The sequence below is a fragment of the Streptomyces sp. NPDC002623 genome (assembly GCF_053592635.1).
On sequence record NZ_JBSFWB010000016.1, the window covers coordinates 138,302 to 159,636 of the forward strand.

Here is a 21,335-nt window from a genome sequence, read left to right on the forward strand (position 1 = left end):
GTACCCCTTCGGCCACCTTCATGCGTTTCCCCCTTCACCCGCTGGTTTTTTCGACGCCACGACGGCAAGACGACGCGGCGGAAGGCAAGACATCCGTGGGTGCGGGGGCGGGCCTTCGGGTCCGCCCCCGCACGGGTCCGTGCCGGCTGTTACGGGCCGGGGACCGTGGCCAGTTCCGTGCCGTTGGCCAGCCGGGCGATCTGCTCGTCCGAGGCCACGCCCTGCAAGGTCCACACGTCGTCGATCACGCCGGGCCAGTACTCGCCCCATGCGCCGTCGGTCCTGCCCCGGCCGAGCTGAAGGCCGGCGGTGGCGTTGAACGGCAGGACGTTGGAGTTCCAGGACACCGAGTCGGTGCAGCCCGCGACATCCGGGCTGCCGTCCTCGTCGCTGTCGGCGCAGACGACCTGTTCCAGGTTGCCGTCGACGTACAGCCGCATCTGGTCGGCGAAGGCGTCGTAGACCACCGCCAGATGGTTCCAACTCGTGTTGTTCATGAAGTTGGGATGCTCGGCCGTCGCCACGGTCGCGCCCTTGACGTCGGAGCCCGGCATCGCCAGCTGCCATCGGCCGGCGTTCGCCGGGTCGGTCGCACTGGGCACGTACCGCACCGCGAAGCCGCTGTTGACCGAGCCCGCCTGCGAGAACACGGTCACCGGATGATCCGGTCGGGCCGCGGTGCTCACCCATGCGGCGGCGGTGAAGCTGGTCCCGGTGGAGACGGGCGAGGTGGCCGTGGTGGCGTAGTCGCCGCTGCCGTCCAGCAGCAGCCCACCGGTGCCCACGTAGTTGGAGCTGCCGGAGACGTCGATCGAGGCGTTGCCGGCCAGCGTCAGCGGCCGGCTGCCCGAGGAGTCGTCGGCGGAGGTCAGCGGAGTGCCGGAGCCGGAGTCCAGCTTCCAGCGGCCCTGTACGACCGGTCGGGCCTTGTTCAGTTCCTTGACCTCGTCGCCGGACAGGGCCCGGTCGAACAGCCGGACATCGTCCAGGTCGCCCTTCATGAAGGCCTGGGCCCCGCCCGTCGCCTTGTAGCCCAGGGTGACCGGGCCGGTGGCGAGCCAGGGGGTGGTGAAGGGCTGCGTGTCCTTCAGCACACCGTCGACGTAGAGCCGGATCTGACCGGCGTCGTAGTCGTAGACGCCCACGACGTGGGTCCACTCACCGAGTCGGGCGGCCGCGCAGTTCACGTTCGCGTCACAGGCGTTCTGCCGGGCCCGCGCCAAGGTGGCGGTGGTCGCGTCGGACCCGGCCCGCAGGAAGACCCAGCCGCCCAGTGCCGAGGAGTGGACCAGTTCGAAGCCCGGGACACTGGTGCTGCCCTGGGTCACCGCCATCATCGCCCGGCTCTCCTTGTCCTTGGGCAGCTTGGCCCAGGCGGAGACCGCGAAGCTCTGATAGGTGTCCAGCACCGGCTGTGCGGTGATCACACCGTCGTCGACGCCGTCGAAGGTCGCCGCCGTGCCGTCGACGCCCGCCGAGCCCAGCCGGGCCCCGCCGTTGACGGTCGCCGTGACCTGCTGCGACCGGCCGACGGCCGCGGTCGCCGAGGCGTCCTCGTCCAGCGGCCAGACCACCTTCGCCGGACGGTTGGTGTTCACCGGCTGCTTGGCGTACAGGCGGCTGATCTGGGCGGCGGTGAGCTGGTAGTCGAAGAGCTGGGCCTCGTCCAGATCACCGGTGAAGTAGTTGCCCAGGGTGCCGTAGTGCTGGGCGACGCCCAGGAGGGTGCGGCCGCGGGAGTCCCACGGGGTGGTGAACGCCGCGCTGCCGACCAGTGCGCCGTTGACGTACAGCCGCATCTCCCCGTTGGGGTTGTCGAAGACGCCGACCAGGTGGGTCCAGGTGCCCAGCCGCGCGGCGGTGCAGGCGGTGTCACCGGTCGGGCAGGCGGGCTGTGCGGCGCGTGAGATGGCCGGCGGCGAGGCGTCGACGCTGTGCCGCAGGAACTGCCAGCCGCCCAGCGCCGGGGAGTAGTAGATCTCGAAGCCGCTGGTGTTGGCGCCGGCCTGCGAGAGAGCCACCACCGAGGTGCTCGGCTGGGTGGCGGGCAGCTTGGCCCAGGTCGACACGGAGAAGCTCTTGGCCGTGTTGAGCACCGGGGAGGTGGTGGCCGCGTAGTCGTCGGTGCCGTCGAAGTGCAGTCCGTGGCCCGAGACGCCTTCCCCGCCCGGGGTCGCGCCGTTCAGCTGGGCGGGCCACTCCCCGCCCACACCGCTGACCGTGGACGAGCCGGCCGCCTCGTTGAGCTTCATGTTCAGCCGGTCGGGCTGGCCCGCGTTGACCCGGAACTGGTAGGTGCGGATCTCGCTGCCGTTGCCCGCGGTGTCGAAGGCCTGCGCCGTGATGAAGTTGACGCCGGATTTCGTCGGCATGAACTTGGTCGTCTGCGCGGCGCCGGCGGAGGTGGTCAGCGTGTGCGCGCTGGTCGGGTCGCCGTTGATGCCGAACCAGTACTTGGAGACGTCCGCGGACGAGGAGTCGATGGTGAAGGTGCCGTACCGGCCCACCCCGTCCAGCCAGGGGTCGTTCGGGTCCTCGGGGTCCGAGGCCGGGTACTGGGTGGAGACGATCGAGGGACCGGCGGGCACGCTCGTGTCATAGACCATCAGGCAGTCGGTCGCCGAACCCGTGTAGCTCCACGGCGACCACTGTGCGCTGTCGTAGGAGCGCACGTGCCAGCCGACGTTCTTGTTCTTGGGAATGGTCGACGGCAGTGAGATCGAGAAGTCGGAGCCCGACTTCTTGTAGGTCGTCCGGGCCGAGGTCCAGCGTGCCGTGTAGCCCTTGCTGTCACCGGTGTCCCAGGACGCCTGGAACTGCACGGAGATGTTGTCGCCGTCCGGGTCGGTCACGTCGTTGGCCCGGATCGTGGGCAGGATGCGGACCCGCTTGGCGGTCGAGGAGCAGGCGCCGCCGGGGTCCTGCGTCAGCTGCGACATACGGATCTGCGTCGGGGGGCGGTTGTACTGCACCCGCAGCCAGGCGTCGTCGGAGAACCGCTTCCACGACAGGACGTCGTTCTCGTCCCGGGCCTTCAAGCCGAACGTCGTGGTCGACCAGCCGTTGGCCGCCGCCTGCTGCACCGCACGCAGCGCCCAGAACTCCACGCTGCCGCCCGGGCAGTCGCTGCTCCAGCCCTTCGCCTCGCTCAGCGTCTTCTGCAGGTCGACCCAGAAGCCGTCGGCGTTCTGCGTGTTCCACGTGGTCGAGGAGTTGATCCCCTTGGTGCGCCACAGCTGCACATCGGTCTTGGTGCAACTGTAGGAGTGCGTCTCGTTGACCACGAACTCCGCCGACAGGATCGACTTGCCCGCGAACCGCGAGGTCGGGATCGTGTAGAAGATCCGCTTGACGTCCTCGGGCGCGCAGCGCGCGTCACCCGCGCAGTAGCCCATGCCCGAGTCGGAGTTGCCGTTGAACTTCCACTGCGGGGACGAGGCCCAGTAGCGGGAGGCGAAGGTCCAGCTGCTCGCCTTCGGCGTGTACCACTGCGGGTCGATGTAGACCGGGAACGTGGCGGTCTTCAGCAGCTTCTGGTCCGGTTTCAGCACCAGCGCGTCATCGCCCGAGGCGACGCTCACGCCGATGGGCGCGACCTTCGCGGACTCGCCGGGCCCGTGTGCCGGATCGGCGGCCTCGGCCGCCTTCCCGGCCGCCGTGCGGGCCGCCGCGGTCGACGCGCCCTTGCCGGAGTCCCACATCATCGGCCGCGGGGCCTCGAAGACCGGCCCGCCGGCGGCCGTGTCGACGGCCGCGAGGCCGCCGTCCGGCGTGGTGCGTACGTCCATGCCGTCGGCGTCCATCGCCAGCCGCAGCTCGGCCAGCTTCGGGTTCGCCGCCGCTTCGGGCGTCTTGACGACCAGCACCTCCGAGGCGCCGTCGACGCTCGCCTTCACCGATAGGTCCACGTCCTCGAGCACCGACGGGTAGGTGGCCGTGTCACCGTCGATCACCGGCTCCGGCAGCGCCGTCGGCCAGGACAGGGACAGGGTCCGGCCCGCCCGCTCCAGCGTGATCAGCGGTTGCTTCTTCCCGCCGCCGGAGAACGCGATGCCCACCGTCGCCGCCTTGGGCCCGACGCTGCCGTCCGCGCGTTTCTCCAGCGCGGTGTCGATCGCCTTCCATCCGCCATTCACCCGGGCCCGTACCGGACGCAGATGTTCCACGGCCTCGAAATTGCCGTTCGGCAGGGCGTACGTCTCGCTGGTCTCACCGCGCAGCGAGGTTATTTCCACTTTCTTTCCGGAGCGCGCGGCCTGACCGAATGCGGCGTTCTCCGTGCCTTTCGCCGGCGTGGCCCCCTCGGTCACCTCCTGCTGCGCCCGGGGAGCGGCGGCCGCCGTCCCCGTGAAGGCCGGCACCATCCCGCCCAGCAACGTCAGACCTGCAACGGCGCTCACTGCGCATGCAGCGGCGCGGCCCCGTCTGGGAACCGTCATCCCCCAGTCCTCCCCCGGACTTTCAATCGATAAAACGATCAAGCTTTCGCCAGTCGAAGCTAAAGGGAGGAAAACAAGCCGTCCAGATCAATCGATAGGCAAATCCCGGGATTTGACGGACAAGCCCTATGAATAATCTGTGTGACGCCCGTCACAATGACCACACCAGGCAATTTCATGCGGCGACAAGGGAAAGCACATGCCGAAATTCAGGAGAACTCAAGGTGAACAACCCATGGCCGCGGCGATGCCACCGATGGGTTTCCGCCAAGGGGCTGCCGTACCGGCGCGCGTCACGCGTCGCCGTACGCCTCTCCGCCCAGCTCGAACACCGCAGTGCCCGCCGTCGCGTCCGCGAGCCAGACGCGGAAGGCGTCCACCTCGGCGTCCGGGAGGCCGATCTCGAGGGTGACCGCCTCGCCGTAGCGGACGTCCCGTACCTCGCGGCCGGTCGAGTGCAGATCGTTGTGGACCTTGCCCGCGCGCTGGTGGTCGACGGTCACCGTGGCCAGCCGGAAGCGGCGGCGGGTGAGGGTGCCGAGGCTGTCGACGGCCTCGCCGACCGCGCCGCCGTAGGCCCGGATGAGCCCGCCCGCGCCGAGCTTGACGCCGCCGTAGTAGCGGGTGACGACGGCGACGACGTACCGCATGTCGCGGCGCAGCAGCATCTGGAGCATCGGGACGCCCGCGGTGCCGCCCGGCTCCCCGTCGTCGCTGGCCTTCTGCACGGAGGCGTCGGCGCCGATGACGTACGCCCAGCAGTTGTGGGTGGCGTCGGCGTGCTCCTTGCGGACGGACGCGACGAAGTCCTGGGCCTCCCGCTCGGTGGCCGCCGGGGCGAGGGCGCACAGGAAGCGCGAGCGGTTGACCTCGGTCTCGTGCACGCCCGCGTGGGCGACGGTGCGGTACTCGTCCTGCATCCGGCCAGCCTATGCGGTGATCGCCGGTACGCCTGTTCGACGGTACGCCGGTACGCCGGTTCGCCGTCGGTCAGCTCTCGCGCGGGTGCGGCTTCTCGCCTCTCGGCACGGTCATCGACGTCAGCAGGGCCGTGCCGGGGGTCAGGGCGCTCCAGTCGGGCCCGTACCAGGCCAGGACGGCGACGGCCGAGGTCGGGAACTTCAGCCGTACCTCGTCCAGGGCGTCGTCCAGGCCGTCCCCGGCCAGGTCGAGGACCAGTTCCTCCAGGCCGGGGTTGTGCCCGACCACCAGCAGCGTCTCGACGTCGGCCGGCGTCTCGTGGACGACGTCCAGGATCTCGGGCACCTCGGCCCCGTAGAGCCGCGGGTCGAAGCGCACCGGGGGCGGGGTGTCCCACTCGGCGGCGGCCAGCTCCCAGGTCAGCCGGGCGCGGACGGCGGTGGAGCACAGGGCGAGGTCCGGGACGCAGCCGGCCTCGGCGAGGGCACGGCCCGCGGCGGGCGCGTCCCGGCGACCGCGCGGGGCGAGCGGCCGCTCGTGGTCGCGGACGCCGTCCGGCCAGGCCGACTTGGCGTGCCGCAGCACCACCAGCCGACGCAGCGGGGTCCCGCCGCCGGGCCCCCTCACGCCGGGGCTCCCAGGTCGCGGGTGAGTTCGAGGCCGAGCAGCCGGTCGGCGTAGGCGTACGTCTCGAAGCGGGCCCCGTCCGGCAGGTCGGGTCCGGCGTCCTCCACCCAGCGCAGTACGCGCAGTACCTCGGGCACGTCCAGATCGTCCTCCCAGGCGGTGCGCAGCCGCCCGCGCAGGTCGTCGGGAACCGGCCGCGACGGCCGTCGCGCCCAGTCGGCGACGGCTCTCCTCCAGCGTACGAGGGTGTCGCGGGCCTCGCCCAGGGCGACGGCGTCGAGCCGGAGGGGCTCGGTGCGGGGCCTGGCGAGGAGGGCGAGGCGCAGGGCGGCGGGGTCGGCGTCCGGTGCGGCGCCCGTCACCGGTCCCGAGGGCACGGTCCCCTCCACCGGGGCGACCGCGACCCGCAGCTCGTCCGGGGCCCCGCCGTCCTCGCCCACCACGTGCAGCACCTGAGCCTCGCCGACGCCCGCTCCGGCGCCCAGGTCGCGGCCGCCCTCGAAGGGGTGCATGCCGAGGGCGGTGGCCCCGGCCCGGAGCTCCGCCTGGTCCCGCTCGCCGGTCAGCAGGGACCAGACGGGCGTACCGCCGAGTTCCAGCGCGCGGACGAGCAGGTCGGCGACGAGCAGGATCCGGAGCGACCCGGCCCCGTACCCCGAGGCATGCGCCTCCACACGGGTCAGGCCCCGCCGAACGGGGGTGGCGACGACGGCTTCGCCGGTTCGGGCGTCGATGATGCGCAGCACAGGGCGAGCCTAGGGCCTGTCGGGCCGATCAAGTCGCAGAAGAGCGACGGTGCCTGGTCAGAGCCGGGGAACGGGCGCAGGTTCGCGGGCAGAAGCCGGAATCGGGAGCCGTCGCGGACTGTTCGGACGGAGGGAACCGTTCCTGCCCGAACACAAGGAGGCCGCCGTGTACGGCGACGAGGCAACGATCCGCAGGATTCTGACCGGACCGGGCGACACCTGGGCCGTGGTGGGCCTGTCGACGAACCGTGAGCGCGCGGCCTACGGCGTCGCCGAGGTGCTCCGGCGCTTCGGCAAGCGCGTCGTGCCCGTCCACCCGAAGGCGGAGACGGTGCACGGGGAGCAGGGGTACGCCTCTCTCGCGGACATCCCCTTCGAGGTGGACGTCGTCGACGTCTTCGTCAACAGCGACCTCGCGGGCGCCGTCGCCGACGAGGCGGTGGCCAAGGGGGCGAAGGCGGTGTGGTTCCAGCTCGGCGTCGTCGACGAGGCGGCCTACGAGCGTACGCGGGCCGCGGGACTGGAGATGGTCATGGACCGCTGCCCGGCGATCGAGATTCCCCGGCTGGGCTGAGGCACCGGCCGGCCGCCCGGGCCGCCCCCGCGCCCATAATGTGCGGGTGACCACCAACTCCCCTTCCCCGCACCGCACTCCGGTCGTCATCGTGGGCGCGGGGCCCGCAGGTCTCACCGTCGGCAACATCCTGCGGGCCGCGTCCGTCGACTGTGTCGTACTGGAGACGGAGAGCCGTGCGTTCATCGAGCAACGGCCGCGCGCCGGCGTCATCGAGGAGTGGGCCGTCCGCGGACTGCAGCAACGGGGCCTGGCCGGCAACCTGTTGGAGCGCGCCCAGCGGCACTCGGCGTGCGAGTTCCGCTTCGGCGGCGAGCGGTACCGCCTCTCCTACACCGAGCTGACGGGACATCACCACTGGGTGTACCCGCAGCCGTTGCTGGTGACGGACCTCGTCCACAGCTACGTCGACGTGCGCGGCGGCGACGCCCGCTTCTCGGTGGGCGACGTCGAGCTGCACGATCTCGACACGGCCCGGCCCTCGGTGTCGTACACCTGCCCGGACACCGCTGAACGGCGGCTGCTGAGCTGCGACTTCGTCGTCGGTGCGGACGGTGCGCGCGGGGTGAGCCGGGCCGCGCTGCCGGCGCAGCACGCACGGGTCGCGCGGCACGACTACGGCATCGGCTGGCTGGCGCTGCTCGCCGAGGCACCGCCGTCCTCCGACTGCGTCCTGTTCGGCGTCCATCAGAACGGGTTCGCCGGACACATGGCCCGCAGCCCCGAGGTGACCCGGTACTACCTCCAGTGCCCGCCCGGCGACGACCCGGAGAACTGGTCCCACGACCGTGTCTGGTCCGAACTGCACCAGCGCCTCGGAGGCGGCGACGCCCCGCCGCTCACCGAGGGGCCGCTGATCGAGAAGCGCGTCCTGGACATGCACGACTACGTGGTCGAGCCGATGACGTACGGGCGGCTCTTCCTGGCCGGGGACTCGGCCCACCTGGTCGCGCCGATCGCCGCCAAGGGCATGAACCTCGCGCTGCACGACGCGTTCCTGCTGGGCGACGCGCTGGTCGCGTACCTGGACGGCGGCGACGGCGGCGGGCTGGACGGCTATTCGCAGGCGTGTCTGCGCCGGGTGTGGGACTACCAGGAGTTCTCCCAGTGGCTGTCCGAGGTCTACCACGGGACCGCGGCCGGCGACTCGTTCCGCGCGGGCACCACGTTCGCCCGGCTGCGCCGTCTGTTCACGTCGCCCGCGGCCGCTGCCGCCTTCGCGGAGCAGTACCTCGGGACGGCCGAGCGCTACTGAGTCGCGCGCCCGGTCAGTCGTGCACCGGCTTGTCGCCGAGCCGGTGGTCGGCCACGTTCAGCGCCTCGTCCAGCAGACGGCGCAGATGGCCGTCGGACAGCGTGTAGATCACCCGTCGGCCCTCCTTGCGGGTGTTCACGAGCCCGGCCAGCCGCAGCCGGGCCAGATGCTGGCTGACGGCCGGCCGGGCCGCCCCGCACCCTTCCGTCAACGTCGTCACGTCGGCCTCGCCCGAGGTCAGCGCGTGCAGCAGGGTGAGGCGGGTGCGGTCGCCGAGCAGGGCGAGAAGCTCGGCGGCGAGGGCGAACTGCTCGTCGCCGGGGGTGCGCGGATGCGCATGGTGTGCAGGTGACAGGTGCATGCGTGCGCTCATACGCACATAATGGCCTCGTGGGCACACGCGCGTCCACCTCGGCGTACGACCGGAGCCGCCGGAACCGGAAGGGGATCGACGTGAGCGAGCCGCACGACCACGCACACGGGCACGAACACGCACACGACCGCGAGCACGGACACGCGCACCACCACGACCCGGCACACGCACACCCTCACGCGCACGAGCACCCGCACCACCGCACCTCGCCCGGTCACCGCCTCGCGCACCTCCTCACCCCTCACTCCCACGAGAGCGCCGACAAGCTGGACCCGGCGCTGGAGTCCTCGGCCCGCGGCATGCGCGCGCTCTGGGTCTCGCTCGCCGTGCTGGGCGTGACGGCCGTCGCGCAGGCCGTGGTGGTCGTGCTGTCCGGGTCGGTGGCACTGCTCGGCGACACGGTGCACAACGCGGCGGACGCGCTGACGGCCGTGCCGCTGGGCATCGCCTTCGTGCTGGGCCGACGGGCGGCCACCCGCCGCTTCACCTACGGCTACGGACGGGCGGAGGACCTGGCGGGCATCGCGATCGTGCTGACGATCGCCGCGAGCGCGGCCTTCGCGGGGTGGACGGCGATCGACCGGCTGCTGGATCCGCGTCCCGTCACGCACGTCCCGGCGGTCGCGGTGGCCGCGCTCGTCGGCTTCGCGGGCAACGAGTGGGTGGCCCGCTACCGGATCCGGGTGGGCAGGGACATCGGTTCGGCCGCGCTGGTCGCGGACGGCCTGCACGCCCGCACGGACGGATTCACCTCGCTGGCCGTGCTGTTGGGTGCCGGCGGCTCGGCCCTCGGCTGGCAACTCGCCGACCCGATCGTGGGGTTGGCGATCACGGCGGCGATCGCGCTGGTCCTGCGGGACGCGGCGCGCGAGGTGTTCCGGCGGGTGCTGGACGCCGTTGATCCGGCCCTGGTGGACCGGGCCGAACGCGCCCTGCGGGAGGTCGAAGGGGTGCAGGCGGTGGGCGAGTTGAGGCTGCGCTGGATCGGGCACCGGCTGCGCGCGGAGGTGGCGGTCGTCGTGGACGGCGAGGTGACGGTACGCCAGGCGCACGCGATCGCCGTGGACGCCGAACACGCCCTGCTGCACGCCGTGCCGCGGCTCACGGCGGCCCTGGTGCACGCGGATCCGACGCCGGCGCCGGGCGAGGCGGATCCGCACGACACCCTCGCCCACCACATGGCGGCCTGAGACACAGGCTCTGGGGTCAGGCGACGCCGAGCCCCTCCAGGACCACCGCGCCGGGCAGTTCGGCGAACGCCTTGCCCGGCACCAGCAGCTTCCCGCGCCGACGCCCGCTGCCCACCAGGACGTACGGCAGATCGGCGACGGCCGAGTCGACCAACACCGGCCAGGCGGCGGGGAGTCCGATCGGGGTGATGCCGCCGTACTCCATGCCGGTCTCCCCCACCGCCGTGTCCATCGCGGCGAACGAGGCCTTGCGCGCGCCGAGTCGGCGGCGGACGACGCCGTTGACGTCGACGCGAGTAGTGGACAGGACGAGGCACGCTGCAAGGGTCGTCTCGCCGCCCCGCTTGCCGGCCACCACCACACAGTTCGCGGACTGCTCCAGCAGCTCGCGACCGTAGTGCTCCACGAAGACGGCCGTGTCGGCCCACTGCGGATCGGTGTCGACGTAGACGAGCTGATCGGCGGGCACGGAGCCGCTCCAGTCGCGTACGGCGTCGGCGACCGGGGCCGGCAGCTCGTCGAGGCAGTCGGGGGCGGGGAGGGCGGTGTCGAAGTGACCGATGGGTGCGCGCATGGCCGCACGTTAACAGCCTCGCCCCGGCCGCCGTACGGGTGACTCAGGGCACGGGCGGGACCGAGACGGCCATCACCATCTCCATGGGCGCCTCGCCCTGATTGCCGTAGGTGTGCGGGGTGTTCGCCTCGAAGGAGACGCTCGAACCGGCCGGGACGCGGTACTCGACGCCGTCCACGGTGAGGGTCAGCTCACCCGCCGTGACGTGCAGGAGCTCGACCGTGCCGAGGGGGTGCGGATCGGACGGGCTGCTCTCGCCGGGCATCAGCCGCCAGTCCCACATCTCCAGCGGGCCCGGCGCCTCGGTGCCGGCCAGCAGCCGGTTGTAGCTGCCGCCGTCGGTGTGCCACAGCCGCACGGCCTGCTCGGCCGAGATGATCCGGACCTTGGGGCCCTGGCCGTAGTCGAGCAGGGTGGTGATGCTGATGCCGAGCGCGTCGCCGATCTTGACGACGGTTCCGATGCTCGGGTTGGTGCGGGCCTGCTCGATCTGGATCAGCATGCCGCGGCTGACGCCCGCGCGGGCGGCGAGCACATCGAGGGTGAAGCCCCGTACTGCGCGCCAGTGCTTGACGTTGCGCGCCAGGGACTGGGTCAGCAGGTCGAGATCTGACAAGTTCCGTCCAATTCCATCCAGTACCGCCCAGCACCACCCAGTAGCACTCAGTAGCACTCAGTAGCACTCAGTACCAGCCCATACCGGAGTCCATTATTCTGGATGACAGGGTTCACTTCTCTGAACTACGGTGTGGTGCACCCGATCGTGCACCGAACTGTACTGCGAGGGACCCGTGACAGCACTCTTCGCCCTGGCCACCAGCCTCCTGTGGGGCCTGGCCGACTTCGGCGGCGGGCTGCTGACGCGACGGACCCCGGCGCTCACGGTGGTCGTGGTGTCGCAGTCGATCGCGGCGGCCGTCCTCGGTGTGATCGTGGTCGCCACCGGCGGCTGGAGCGAGGCCGGTCCGCGCCTGTGGTTCGCGGTCGCGGCGGGGCTGGTGGGTCCGATCGCCCTGTTCTCCTTCTACAAGGCGCTGGCGCTGGGGCCGATGGGCGTCGTCTCCCCGCTGGCCACGCTGAGCGTGGCCGTCCCGGTCTCCGTCGGCCTGGTCCTCGGCGAGCGCCCGGGGCTCGTCCAGGTCGCGGGCATCGCGGTCGCCGTCGTGGGGGTCGTCCTGGCGGGCGGGCCGCAGTTGCGGGGCGCGCCGGTGCAGCGGCAGGCCGTGCTGCTCACGCTGGTCTCGGCGCTCGGCTTCGGCACGGTGTTCGTCCTGATCACCGAGGCGTCGACGACCGTCACGGGCCTGTTCCTCGCCCTGTTCGTGCAGCGCGCCCTCAGTGTGGCCACGGGTGGTGCGGCGCTGTACCTCGCCGTCCGGCGCGGGGCGCCCGCGCTGCCCGAGGGCGGTCTCGCATGGGCCTCGCTGCCGGCGTTCGGTCTGGTCGGGCTGGCCGACGTCGCCGCGAACGGCACGTACGCCGTCGCCGCCCAGCACGGACCGGTCACCGTGGTCGCCGTGCTCGCCTCGCTCTACCCGGTGGTGACGGCCGTCGCGGCCCGCGGTTTCCTGCGGGAGCGCATCCGCGCGATCCAGGCGGCGGGCGCGGGACTGGCCCTGGTGGGCACGCTACTGCTGGCGACAGGCTGACCCGTCGGCCCCACCCGGGCGAGCCGCCCAGCCCCGCAGGCCCGTTCAGCTCTCCGGCTTCAGTCGGGCGAGGTGGGCCGAGGTCGTGTCGTCGAGTTCCGCCAGTCGCGCCGCCGTCTCCTCGTCCAGCTCGGACAGGGCGACCAACTGGTCCGAGGTGACGCCGTCCGGTATCGGGACCGGGGGCGGGGTGCGCAGCGGGGGCTGCCAGCCCTCGGCGGGCGTCCAGCGTCGGACGACCTTCGCGGGCGCGCCCGCGACCACGGAGTGGTCGGGGACCGTGCCGCGCACCACCGCCCCGGCCGCGACGACGACGTTCCGGCCGATCCGCGCACCCGGCAGGATCACCGCCCCCGTGCCGATCCAGCACCCCGGGCCGATCGCCACGGGCTCCATCCGGGGCCACTGCTTGCCGATGGGCTCGTGCGGGTCGTCGTAGGAGTGGTTCGTGGACGTCACGTACACATACGGGCCGAAGTAGCAGTCGCTGCCGATGGTGACCGTCGTGTCGGCGATGACATGGCTGCCCCGGCCGAGGACCACGCCGTCGCCGAGGCGCAGGATCGGTTCGGGACCGAGGTCGAGGTCGGGCATCAGACCCGCGGTCAGGGTGACCTGCTCGCCGACGATGCAGTGCGCGCCGAGGTGGATCCACGGCTCCCCGAACACGGTGCCGAGGGGGAAGGCGAGTCGGGTGCCCTCGCCCATCGATCCGAAGCGGAAGCGTCCGGGGTGTTCGGCGGTGACGGAGCCCGTGCGCTGCACCCAGGCCCAGCCCGCGTGGACGGCCCGCTGCCCCAGGCGGCGCGGCCATGATGAGAACGTGTTCCTGCGCTTCGGCACCCGCTCACCGTACTCAGCACGCGGTGCCGCCAAGGAGCGGGAGCCCTGTGATCTTCGCCCCACGAGGTGGCGTACGGTGCCGGGAGACCACCGACACCAGGTGACGTGAGGAGACGGTGATGACGCACAAGGCGCTGATCGTGGGCATCGGCGGCAGGGAACCCGAGGTCGACGCGGAGGCGTTCGTCGCGCCGAACGCATCGGTGATCGGGGACGTGACGCTGGAGGCGGGGGCGAGCGTCTGGTACGGGGCCGTCGTGCGGGGTGACGTGGAGCGGATCACCGTCCGCCGGGACGCCAACATCCAGGACAACGCGACGCTGCACGCCGACCCCGGTTTCCCGGTGACCATCGGCGAGCGGGTCTCCGTCGGCCACAACGCCGTGGTGCACGGGGCGACGGTCGGGGACGACTGTCTGGTCGGCATGGGGGCGACCGTGCTCAACGGGGCGGTGATCGGGGCGGGCTCGCTGGTCGCCGCGCAGGCGCTCGTGCCCCAGGGGATGGAGGTCCCGCCGGGGTCACTGGTGGCGGGAGTGCCGGCCAAGGTCAAGCGGGAGCTGACGCAGGAGGAGCGTCAGGGGGTCACCCTGAACGGGACCCTGTACGCGGACCTGGCCAAGGCCCACGGCAAGATCCACGAGTAGTCACGACTGCTGATCGCGAGAGCGGCGCAGGCTACTCGGCGGCCGCGACGGGCTCCGTCTCGCGCGAGGCGCCCTGCGCCTCTGCCTGCGCCTTCTTGGCCTTGCGCTTGACGATCAGGAACGAGGCCACGCCGATCAGCACCGCCAGGACCAGCCCCAGCCACGAGAACCTCTTCAGCCAGGACTCGGCCACGACGCCCACGTAGTAGATGACCGCCGTCGTGCCGCCCGCCCAGGCGATGCCGCCGAGCACGTTGGCGATGAGGAACTTCCAGTACGGCATGTGCAGGACGCCCGCGAGCGGTCCGGCGAAGATGCGAAGCAGGGCGACGAACCGGCCGAAGAAGACGGCCCACATGCCCCACTTCTCGAAGGACCGCTCGGCGGTGGCGATGTGCCCCTCGCTGAAGTGCTTGGGGAACTTCTTGCCGAGCCAGGCCAGCAGCGGGCGTCCGCCCTTGCGGCCGATGGCGTAGCCGATGGAGTCGCCGATCACCGCGCCCGCGGTGGCGCACGCGCCGAGGATGACGGGGTCGATCCCGCCGTGCTGGGAGGACAGCAGCGCGGCCGAGACCAGGATGATCTCTCCCGGCAGCGGGATGCCCAAGCTCTCGAATCCGATGACCAGGCCGACCACGGCATAGACGGCGGCCGCGGGCACCGTGTCGAGCCATTCCTGCACGTGCACCGCGGGTTCCTCCCGTTTGACGTCCTTGGGCAGCCTTGCGTTCCCGGGAAGCCTACCGGGTCGGCCGGGCCCGGTCCGTCCCGTGGTGTAGCGCGCTACACCACGGATCCGGGGGTGCGGTCCCTCGTGACGGCGGCTCGGCCACGTGATCGTGGAGGACGAAGAAGCCACCCTCTGCGCACCGTCCCGAAAGGACTTCTCCATGGCCGTGAACCGCCGACGCGGACGCCGTACTGCCGTCATCGCCACCGCCGCGGCAGCCCTCGCGCTGACCGCCGGCCTCCTCACCGGCTGCGAGTTCGACGACTCGATCGACTGCCTCTCGAACGCCGACGACATCACGGACAGCATCACGGCGATCAACAAGGCCGGCGCGGACGCGATCGAGGATCCGACGAAGACCGAGGACTCCATCGACACCATCGAGAAGAACCTGGACAAGATCAACGACAAGTCGGACGACAGCAAGGTCGACAAGGCGGTCGACAAGCTCAACCAGGCGATCGAGGACTACAACCAGGACATCCTCAACGACGAGCGACCGGACTCCGGCGACATCGACAAGGCGGCGGCCGAGCTGAGGGACGTCTGCACGTCATAGCACTCGGCCGGCGAGGGGCTCGGCCGGCGAGGGGCTCGGCCGGCGAGGGGCTCGGCCGGCGAGGGGCTCGGCCGGCGAGGAGAAGGAGGGGCCGCTCCCCTCGGGCGGCCCCTCCTTCGGTCTCACCGCGGCGTCACCGTGGTCTCACTGCGGTCCCGCGGCCCGGTGACCGAGGGACCCGATGACGTCCCCGACGACTTCACTCAGCACAGCGGACACCTGGGGCGCATCCGGTGTCCCGGCCGGGTCGGGCGACGTGTCGCAGCAGCCCACCTGGGCGATCCTGGTCCCGGACTCCGGTGCGGACGGGGCGGTTTCGGCGGGACCCGGAGCGGTGTCCGGCGCGAGGGGCGGGGCGCTGCGCGGTATCGGTCCCGGAATCGGCGGCACTTGTCCGTCCGCGGCGCCCGGGGCGTCAGGAGCGGTGCCCGGACCTGGCGGCTCCGTCGGCTTCCGTGCCTCCGGGCCGGGTGCGCCCGGCGCCGCGACGACCGCGTCGAACACCCACCGCTGACCGGCGGAGCCGTCCCGCTCGGTGACGACGACGGCCTTCCCCGGCCCACCCGCGCCACGGGCGACGACCAGGTTTCCGTCCCGGCGCAGCAGCAGTTCGCCGCGCACGGTCAGGTCGAAGAACGTCTCGCCGGAGTGCACGAGGCACCACCCCAGGGCGGTCGTCCGACGGTCGGGGTCGGCGGCCAGACAGAGCGTCGGGTCGGCGGCGCTGCGCAGCAGACCGTCCTCCTGGTAGGACCACTGCTGGGACGCCGCCTGCGAGCACGGCGCCAGGACGATCGCCGCACCGGCTTCGGCCCGTCCGCCGGGGACGTCGAGGCAGAGCCCCGTGTCCGGGCTGCGCAGCCTGCCGTGCGCGGCCCCCGCCTCCCGGGAGGCCGAGGCGGCCGAGGGGGATCCGGCGGGCGACGGGTCGTCGGAGCCGCCGGGGACGCCCGGCCGGCCGACGATCGGGGCGTTGGGTCCGCCGACGGGTGCGCCCCAGGTGGCCCCGGGAACCGGGACGGCGTTGTCGTCGGACCAGCCCTTGGCGACGAAGACGGTCGCGACCAGCGCGAGGGAGGTCAGCCCCACGCCGACGAGCACGGCCTTGGGCCGTCTGACCTGGAGGTCGAGCAGACCGGCCGAGGTGGTGCGATGACGGCCGGACCCGGCGGGCGGACGCGCTCCGGCAGGCGGACGCACCCCCGCGGGCCGGATCGGAGCACCGGCGGCGGCCGCGCGTCCGGGGCGTGAGTCGAGGTAGCGGCGGGCGCCCCAGCCGAGCACGGTCTCGGCGAGCAGCACGTCCAGCGCGCCGTCGAAGTGGCTGAGCTGTTCGGCGGCGTGCCGGCAGAAGCGGCAGTGCGCGAGATGCTGTCGGACATCGGGCAGCAGGGTGCCGCCGCGACGCAGGGGAATGTCGAGAAGGCGGTTGTAGAAGCGGCATTCGCTCGTCGGCGCGAGTTCGCGGTGGGCGCGTACACAGCCCGCCCGGAATTGTTCCCGCGCCTGTTCCAGGACGGCCGCCGCGGTGTTGCCGTCCACGCCGGACAGACCGGCCGGTACGGATATGGGTTCCGCCTCCACCTCCGTGTGCCACAACAGACATTGGGAGGCGGTCGGAAGCAACCGGAAAGCACGCTCGGCGAGTTGCCGCCTTTCGGCGGTCCCCGGTCGCGCGGCGCGCAGCCCACGGCCGCCGACGGTTTTCCTGAGCTCCGGGAGAACGGCCGAAACCCGCTCGGCGCCGGCCCATTCGCGGACCGTCTCCCGTACGGCGACGAGGAGTTGGGGGCGCAGCGCGCCCCCGTTGCGCCGCTCCGTCAGCCGGCCGAGCACCTCGTGGAACGCGGCGGCGGCCACGAGCCGCGCCGTGTCCTCGGTACCGGCCAGACAGACGGTCGCGTAGTCGTGGGTCGCTCGCCAGTGCCGGGCGAAGAGCAGGGCGATCGCGCCGGCCCGTCCGTCGTCGCCGGCCAGTCGGGCGGCGAGTTCGGGGTCGGAATCCCCGGGGGGCCGGCCGGGGCGGGGCGGGTAGGGCGGGCGTGGGGGGTTGGGGGATTGCACGAAACCATTTCCTTCCAAGCCGACGAACGGCACGGAGGAACACGTCGTCGGAAAGCAGGTGCCTGATTGGTGCGTACCTTTGGCCTGACCAGGCACGTTGGCCTGATCCGACCCATCCGTAAGGGGAGGCTCACCTTCGCACACACGTCTCACAGGAAACAAGGAGTTCGAGTGACCCAAGTTCAAAGCGCGGAAATTTCAGATAAGTTACCGGCGGTATCCGCACCCGCATTCGAAATCGCGCGGACTCTGCGGCTCAACTTGTGTGCGAGAAAAGCCGGATGGCACACGGAATCTCCAACTTACGGCCCGGCGGCCGCGAGACGACTACGAGGCGACTGCGAGACGACTGCGCGGCGGCCGAGTGACTGCGGGGCGGCTACAGGGCGACTACGGGACGGCTGAGGGACGACTGCGGGGCCGCGCACAGGAATCTCAGAGAAGACTCTCTGCGTACTCCCATCCCCGTGCAGCACCATGATCCGCATGAGCGCCCCCCACTCCGCACGCAGTGTTCGCAAAGCAGTCGTCCCGGCCGCCGGTCTCGGCACCCGCTTCCTCCCCGCCACCAAGGCGACCCCGAAGGAGATGCTGCCGGTCGTCGACAAGCCGGCCATCCAGTACGTGGTCGAGGAGGCGGCCGCCGCCGGCCTGGACGACGTCCTGATGGTCACCGGCCGGCACAAGCGGGCCATCGAGGACCACTTCGACCACGCCTTCGAACTGGAGCAGGCGCTCGCCGCCAAGGGCGACACCGTGCGGTTGGACGCGGTGCGCGACCCGGCCCGGCTCGCCAACATCCACCACATCCGGCAGGGCGATCCGCTCGGCCTCGGCCACGCGGTGCTCTGCGCCCGCAACCACGTCGGCGACCAGCCGTTCGCCGTGCTTCTCGGCGACGACCTCATCGACCCGCGCGAGACCCTGCTCAGCCGGATGCTGGACGTCCGCGAGCGCTACGAGGGCAGCGTGGTCGCGCTGATGGAGGTGCCGCCGGAGCAGGTCCACCTCTACGGTTGCGCGGCCGTGGAGCCGTCCGGCGAGGACGGGGTCGTGCGCGTCACCGGTCTGGTGGAGAAGCCCGCACGCGAGGACGCGCCGAGCCGGTACGCGGTCATCGGGCGCTATGTCCTGGACCCGGCCGTCTTCGACGTCCTGGAGCGCACCGAGCCCGGCCGCGGCGGCGAGATCCAGCTGACCGACGCCCTGCAGGAACTCGCCGCGGGCGGCACGGTCCACGGCGTGATCTTCTCGGGCCGCCGGTACGACACCGGGGACAAGGCCGACTACCTGCGCACGGTCGTCCGCCTGGCCTGCGACCGGCCCGACCTGGGACCGGAGTTCGTGGCCTGGCTCAAGGAGTTCGTGGCGGGCCTGGAGGACGGCAGCGCCGAGCAGGGGCGGCTGGCGGCCTGACCGCGCGGCCGTATCGGTACCGGCCCGAGGGCCCCGGCGGCGGCACACACCGCGACCGGGGCCCTGTCACGGGTCCTGTCGGCCCCCACCTCTGCTCTGCCGCGAACGCCGCTCAGCCGTTGGGGCGCAGGGTCCAGATCACCGTCATCTCGCCGGTGACGGCCCCGTCGGCGCGCCGGATCTCGATCGCGACCGGGAACTCGGGGCGCTCCCCCGCGTCGAGCTGTGCGACGACCTCGGCGGCCGGGCGGCCCAGCGTGGCGGTCGCCGTGACCGCGCCCATGGCCAGTTTCCGGTAGGCGATCTCGGCGCGGACGGCGAGCGGCACGGCGCGGGAGAGCTGGTCCCCGAACGCGGCGAGGACGATCGCGCCGCTGGCGGACTCGCCGAGCGTGAACATCGCGCCCGCGTGCGGCCCGCCCACATGGTTGTGGAACTCGCCCTGGTCCGGCAGGGCGACCACGGCCTTGTCCGGACCGGCCTCCAGGAACTCGAGGTGGAGGGTCCGGGCCATGGGCACGGTGGCGGCGAGCATCTCGCCGATGGACATCTGGTCTGCGCTCATGACAGCGATGTTACCTACGAGTAGCTTCAGCTGGCCAGACCGGCCGCAATGATCGATCGCCGGATTCGGTACGTCCCTGACAAGGGGCGGTGACCGAACCGTGTCCCGGACGGCACTAGTGTTTCTGGCCATGTGGCCAGGACAGCAGCCGCCCGGGGGAGAGCAGAACCCGCAGGCGCAGAACAATCCGTACCAGCAGCCGGGATACCAGCAGCCGAATCCGTATCAGCAACCCGGTTACCAGCAGCAGCCGAACCCCTATGCGCAGCAACCGCAATGGGGCGCCCAGACGCCCCCGGGCGCACCGACGCCGCCGCCCGTCGGGCCCGGCGGCAACGGTGGAGGCAGCGGCGGCGGCAACCGGACGAAGCTGATCGCCGTCATCGCCGCCTCGGCCGTCGTCGTGGCCGCCGGAGTCACCGGGTTCCTGGTGCTGGGCGGCGATGACGACGACCCGGCCGACGTGGCCAAGGGCAGCGCGAGCCCGACGACGTCCACGTCCGCCTCGGCTTCCGCCTCGTCCGGCACGGACGACAACCCGCGCAGCAGCGAGACCGAGAAGGCGACCGTCGCCGGCTGGAAGGTCGTCGTGAACCCCAAGTGGGGCATCGCCTTCGACGTGCCGGCCGACTGGGAGGTCCAGAAGCCGGGGCTCAGCCAGGGCTTCGAGTGGGAGGACAAGACCAAGACCGACGGCTACGACCGGATCCTGATGGGGGGCACGGCCGAGTTCAAGTCGAAGTGGTGCTCCACGGACGCCGACAAGGACGGCAAGACCGACGACACCCCGCTGGCCATGGTCGGCAGCAAGGGCGCCGAAGGGGCCAAGACCACCGACGAGATCGCGATCAACACGCCCGCGTGGTGGGTGTTCGGCGGCTACACCGAGCCGGACAAGAAGAGCCTCACCTTCGACGAGAAGGCCACCGCCTTCACGACCGCCTCCGGCATCGTGGGCAGTTACGCCTGGGCGCAGTCGACGAACACGCCCCAGAAGGGCAAGTGCGACAGCGACGGCAAGGCGATCACGTTCGGCTTCAAGAACTCCAACGGCGACTACGTGTCGTGGAACCTGTACGCGGCCAAGGGCGTGAAGGACGAGCTCCCGAAGGCCACGATCATGCAGATCCTCAGCACCGTGCGCCTGAACGGCACGCCGACGGGACGCTAGAGCGCGCAGCCGGCCGGCTCGGACCGCACCACCACCGAGCCGGCCGACGCCCGGCCCCTGCAGCCCCTTCAGCCGACGCAGCCGACGCAGCCGACGCAGCCGACCAGGCGGATTCAGCCGGATTCAGCCGGATTCAGCCGATGCCGAACGCGCCCTCGGGCGGCTCGGGCGACGGTACGGCGTCCTCGTCCCGTACGGGTCGCGCGTCGCCGATGAACCGGCGCAGGCCGGGCCCGTGCTCCACCCGGGCCGGGAACGCGTCGGAGGCGGTGCGGCGGACCAGGGCGGGCACGTCCAGCGGGTGGTGCGCGGCGACGAGCACCGCGTTGCCGAACCGGCGGCCACGCAGCACGGCCGGCTCGGCGATGAGCACCAGCTCCTCGAACACCGTGGCGAAGTTGGCCAGTTGGGACCGCAGGAAGCCGAAGGGCGCCGAGTCCGCGAGGTTCGCGAGATAGACGCCGTCGGCGCGCAGGACCCGTCCGGCCTCCCGGGCGTAGGCGAGGGACGTCAGATGGGCGGGGACGCGCGAGCCGCCGAAGACATCGGCGACGAGCACATCGGCCGAGCCGTCCGGAGCCGCCTCCAGCCAGGCCCGCGCGTCGGCGGCGTGCAGCGCGATGCCGGACCCGGCCGGGACGGGAAGGTGCTCCGCGACCAGCTCCAGCAGACCGCGGTCGAACTCGACGACGTCCTGCCGGGTACCCGGCCGGGTCGCGGCCAGGTACCGGGGCAGGGTGAGCGCGCCGCCGCCGAGATGAGCCGCGTCCAGGGGCCGGCCCGGCTCGGCGACGGTGTCCAGGACGTACCCCAGCCGCCGTGCGTACTCGAACTCCAGGTGCGTGGGCTCGTCGAGGTCGACGTACGACTGCGGCGACCCGTCGACCGTCAGCAGCCAGGCCCGCTCCCGGTCGATGTCGGGCATCAGCTTGGCGGTGCCGTGGTCGACGGCTCGGGTGACGGGTATGGGCTCGTCGTTCACTTCTTCATTG

20 protein-coding genes are annotated in these 21,335 nt (G+C 71.8%); 8 read left to right on the forward strand and 12 right to left on the reverse strand.

The features are described 5' to 3' along the window. Window positions 1-149: 149 nt before the first annotated feature. The 4 genes from ACWD4O_RS27695 to ACWD4O_RS27710 form a co-directional block, all read right to left on the reverse strand. Window positions 150-4,400 (reverse strand): LamG-like jellyroll fold domain-containing protein, encoded by a 4,251-nt coding sequence (locus ACWD4O_RS27695; protein ID WP_451283798.1) that lies wholly within the window; start codon window positions 4,398-4,400, stop codon window positions 150-152. A gap of 332 nt (window positions 4,401-4,732) precedes the next feature. Then, window positions 4,733-5,359 (reverse strand): YigZ family protein, encoded by a 627-nt coding sequence (locus ACWD4O_RS27700; RefSeq protein ID WP_451283800.1) that lies wholly within the window; start codon window positions 5,357-5,359, stop codon window positions 4,733-4,735. Between the two features lie 70 nt (window positions 5,360-5,429). After that, window positions 5,430-5,987, reverse strand: a complete 558-nt coding sequence (locus ACWD4O_RS27705) for a SixA phosphatase family protein (protein ID WP_451283802.1) — start codon at window positions 5,985-5,987, stop codon at window positions 5,430-5,432. After that, window positions 5,984-6,733 carry a hypothetical protein gene (locus tag ACWD4O_RS27710; protein ID WP_451283803.1) on the reverse strand — a complete coding sequence of 250 codons (750 nt, stop codon included), beginning with the start codon at window positions 6,731-6,733 and terminating at the stop codon, window positions 5,984-5,986. The genes ACWD4O_RS27705 and ACWD4O_RS27710 overlap by 4 nt, the downstream gene beginning before the upstream one ends. A gap of 166 nt (window positions 6,734-6,899) precedes the next feature. On the opposite strand from ACWD4O_RS27710, the gene ACWD4O_RS27715 reads away from it, so the two are divergent. Both ACWD4O_RS27715 and ACWD4O_RS27720 read left to right on the forward strand, forming a co-directional pair. After that, window positions 6,900-7,307 carry a CoA-binding protein gene (locus ACWD4O_RS27715; RefSeq protein WP_451283805.1) on the forward strand — a complete coding sequence of 136 codons (408 nt, stop codon included), beginning with the start codon at window positions 6,900-6,902 and terminating at the stop codon, window positions 7,305-7,307. Window positions 7,308-7,353: 46 nt separating this feature from the next. Continuing rightward, window positions 7,354-8,562: a 4-hydroxybenzoate 3-monooxygenase gene (locus ACWD4O_RS27720; protein WP_451283807.1), complete on the forward strand. Its 1,209-nt coding sequence runs from the start codon at window positions 7,354-7,356 to the stop codon at window positions 8,560-8,562. A gap of 13 nt (window positions 8,563-8,575) precedes the next feature. On the opposite strand, the gene ACWD4O_RS27725 is transcribed toward ACWD4O_RS27720, so the two are convergent. Further along, window positions 8,576-8,935 carry an ArsR/SmtB family transcription factor gene (locus ACWD4O_RS27725; RefSeq protein ID WP_451283809.1) on the reverse strand — a complete coding sequence of 120 codons (360 nt, stop codon included), beginning with the start codon at window positions 8,933-8,935 and terminating at the stop codon, window positions 8,576-8,578. Between the two features lie 80 nt (window positions 8,936-9,015). On the opposite strand from ACWD4O_RS27725, the gene ACWD4O_RS27730 reads away from it, so the two are divergent. Continuing rightward, window positions 9,016-10,125, forward strand: a complete 1,110-nt coding sequence (locus tag ACWD4O_RS27730) for a cation diffusion facilitator family transporter (protein WP_451283811.1) — start codon at window positions 9,016-9,018, stop codon at window positions 10,123-10,125. 16 nt (window positions 10,126-10,141) lie between these two features. On the opposite strand, the gene ACWD4O_RS27735 is transcribed toward ACWD4O_RS27730, so the two are convergent. Both ACWD4O_RS27735 and ACWD4O_RS27740 read right to left on the reverse strand, forming a co-directional pair. Then, window positions 10,142-10,699 carry a YbaK/EbsC family protein gene (locus tag ACWD4O_RS27735; protein WP_451283813.1) on the reverse strand — a complete coding sequence of 186 codons (558 nt, stop codon included), beginning with the start codon at window positions 10,697-10,699 and terminating at the stop codon, window positions 10,142-10,144. Window positions 10,700-10,742: 43 nt separating this feature from the next. After that, window positions 10,743-11,315, reverse strand: a complete 573-nt coding sequence (locus tag ACWD4O_RS27740) for an XRE family transcriptional regulator (RefSeq protein WP_451283815.1) — start codon at window positions 11,313-11,315, stop codon at window positions 10,743-10,745. Window positions 11,316-11,490: 175 nt separating this feature from the next. On the opposite strand from ACWD4O_RS27740, the gene ACWD4O_RS27745 reads away from it, so the two are divergent. Further along, window positions 11,491-12,348, forward strand: coding sequence for an EamA family transporter (locus tag ACWD4O_RS27745; RefSeq protein ID WP_451283816.1), 858 nt, complete (start codon window positions 11,491-11,493; stop codon window positions 12,346-12,348). Between the two features lie 45 nt (window positions 12,349-12,393). Here the strand turns inward: ACWD4O_RS27745 and ACWD4O_RS27750 are convergent, their stop codons facing one another. Beyond that, complete coding sequence (locus ACWD4O_RS27750; RefSeq protein ID WP_451283818.1) at window positions 12,394-13,191, reverse strand: acyltransferase; 798 nt, start codon at window positions 13,189-13,191, stop codon at window positions 12,394-12,396. 119 nt (window positions 13,192-13,310) lie between these two features. Here ACWD4O_RS27750 and ACWD4O_RS27755 point away from each other — a divergent pair, with 119 nt between their 5' ends. Further along, window positions 13,311-13,838: a gamma carbonic anhydrase family protein gene (locus ACWD4O_RS27755; RefSeq protein ID WP_451283820.1), complete on the forward strand. Its 528-nt coding sequence runs from the start codon at window positions 13,311-13,313 to the stop codon at window positions 13,836-13,838. 31 nt (window positions 13,839-13,869) lie between these two features. Here the strand turns inward: ACWD4O_RS27755 and ACWD4O_RS27760 are convergent, their stop codons facing one another. Beyond that, complete coding sequence (locus tag ACWD4O_RS27760) at window positions 13,870-14,526, reverse strand: DedA family protein (protein WP_451283822.1); 657 nt, start codon at window positions 14,524-14,526, stop codon at window positions 13,870-13,872. A gap of 202 nt (window positions 14,527-14,728) precedes the next feature. On the opposite strand from ACWD4O_RS27760, the gene ACWD4O_RS27765 reads away from it, so the two are divergent. After that, window positions 14,729-15,127 (forward strand): hypothetical protein, encoded by a 399-nt coding sequence (locus tag ACWD4O_RS27765; protein ID WP_451283823.1) that lies wholly within the window; start codon window positions 14,729-14,731, stop codon window positions 15,125-15,127. A gap of 144 nt (window positions 15,128-15,271) precedes the next feature. On the opposite strand, the gene ACWD4O_RS27770 is transcribed toward ACWD4O_RS27765, so the two are convergent. Further along, on the reverse strand, window positions 15,272-17,191 hold the full coding sequence (locus ACWD4O_RS27770) for a ricin-type beta-trefoil lectin domain protein (protein ID WP_451283825.1): 1,920 nt from the start codon (window positions 17,189-17,191) through the stop codon (window positions 15,272-15,274). Window positions 17,192-17,668: 477 nt separating this feature from the next. Here ACWD4O_RS27770 and galU point away from each other — a divergent pair, with 477 nt between their 5' ends. Next, on the forward strand, window positions 17,669-18,607 hold the full coding sequence (gene galU / locus ACWD4O_RS27775; RefSeq protein ID WP_451283827.1) for a UTP--glucose-1-phosphate uridylyltransferase GalU: 939 nt from the start codon (window positions 17,669-17,671) through the stop codon (window positions 18,605-18,607). Between the two features lie 112 nt (window positions 18,608-18,719). Here galU and ACWD4O_RS27780 read toward each other — a convergent pair whose 3' ends face one another. Next, window positions 18,720-19,157 carry a DUF4442 domain-containing protein gene (locus ACWD4O_RS27780; RefSeq protein ID WP_451283953.1) on the reverse strand — a complete coding sequence of 146 codons (438 nt, stop codon included), beginning with the start codon at window positions 19,155-19,157 and terminating at the stop codon, window positions 18,720-18,722. Between the two features lie 145 nt (window positions 19,158-19,302). On the opposite strand from ACWD4O_RS27780, the gene ACWD4O_RS27785 reads away from it, so the two are divergent. Further along, window positions 19,303-20,343: a hypothetical protein gene (locus ACWD4O_RS27785; protein ID WP_451283829.1), complete on the forward strand. Its 1,041-nt coding sequence runs from the start codon at window positions 19,303-19,305 to the stop codon at window positions 20,341-20,343. A gap of 133 nt (window positions 20,344-20,476) precedes the next feature. Here the strand turns inward: ACWD4O_RS27785 and ACWD4O_RS27790 are convergent, their stop codons facing one another. Further along, window positions 20,477-21,268 carry a spermidine synthase gene (locus tag ACWD4O_RS27790; protein WP_451283955.1) on the reverse strand — a complete coding sequence of 264 codons (792 nt, stop codon included), beginning with the start codon at window positions 21,266-21,268 and terminating at the stop codon, window positions 20,477-20,479. Between the last annotated feature and the right edge of the window lie 67 nt (window positions 21,269-21,335).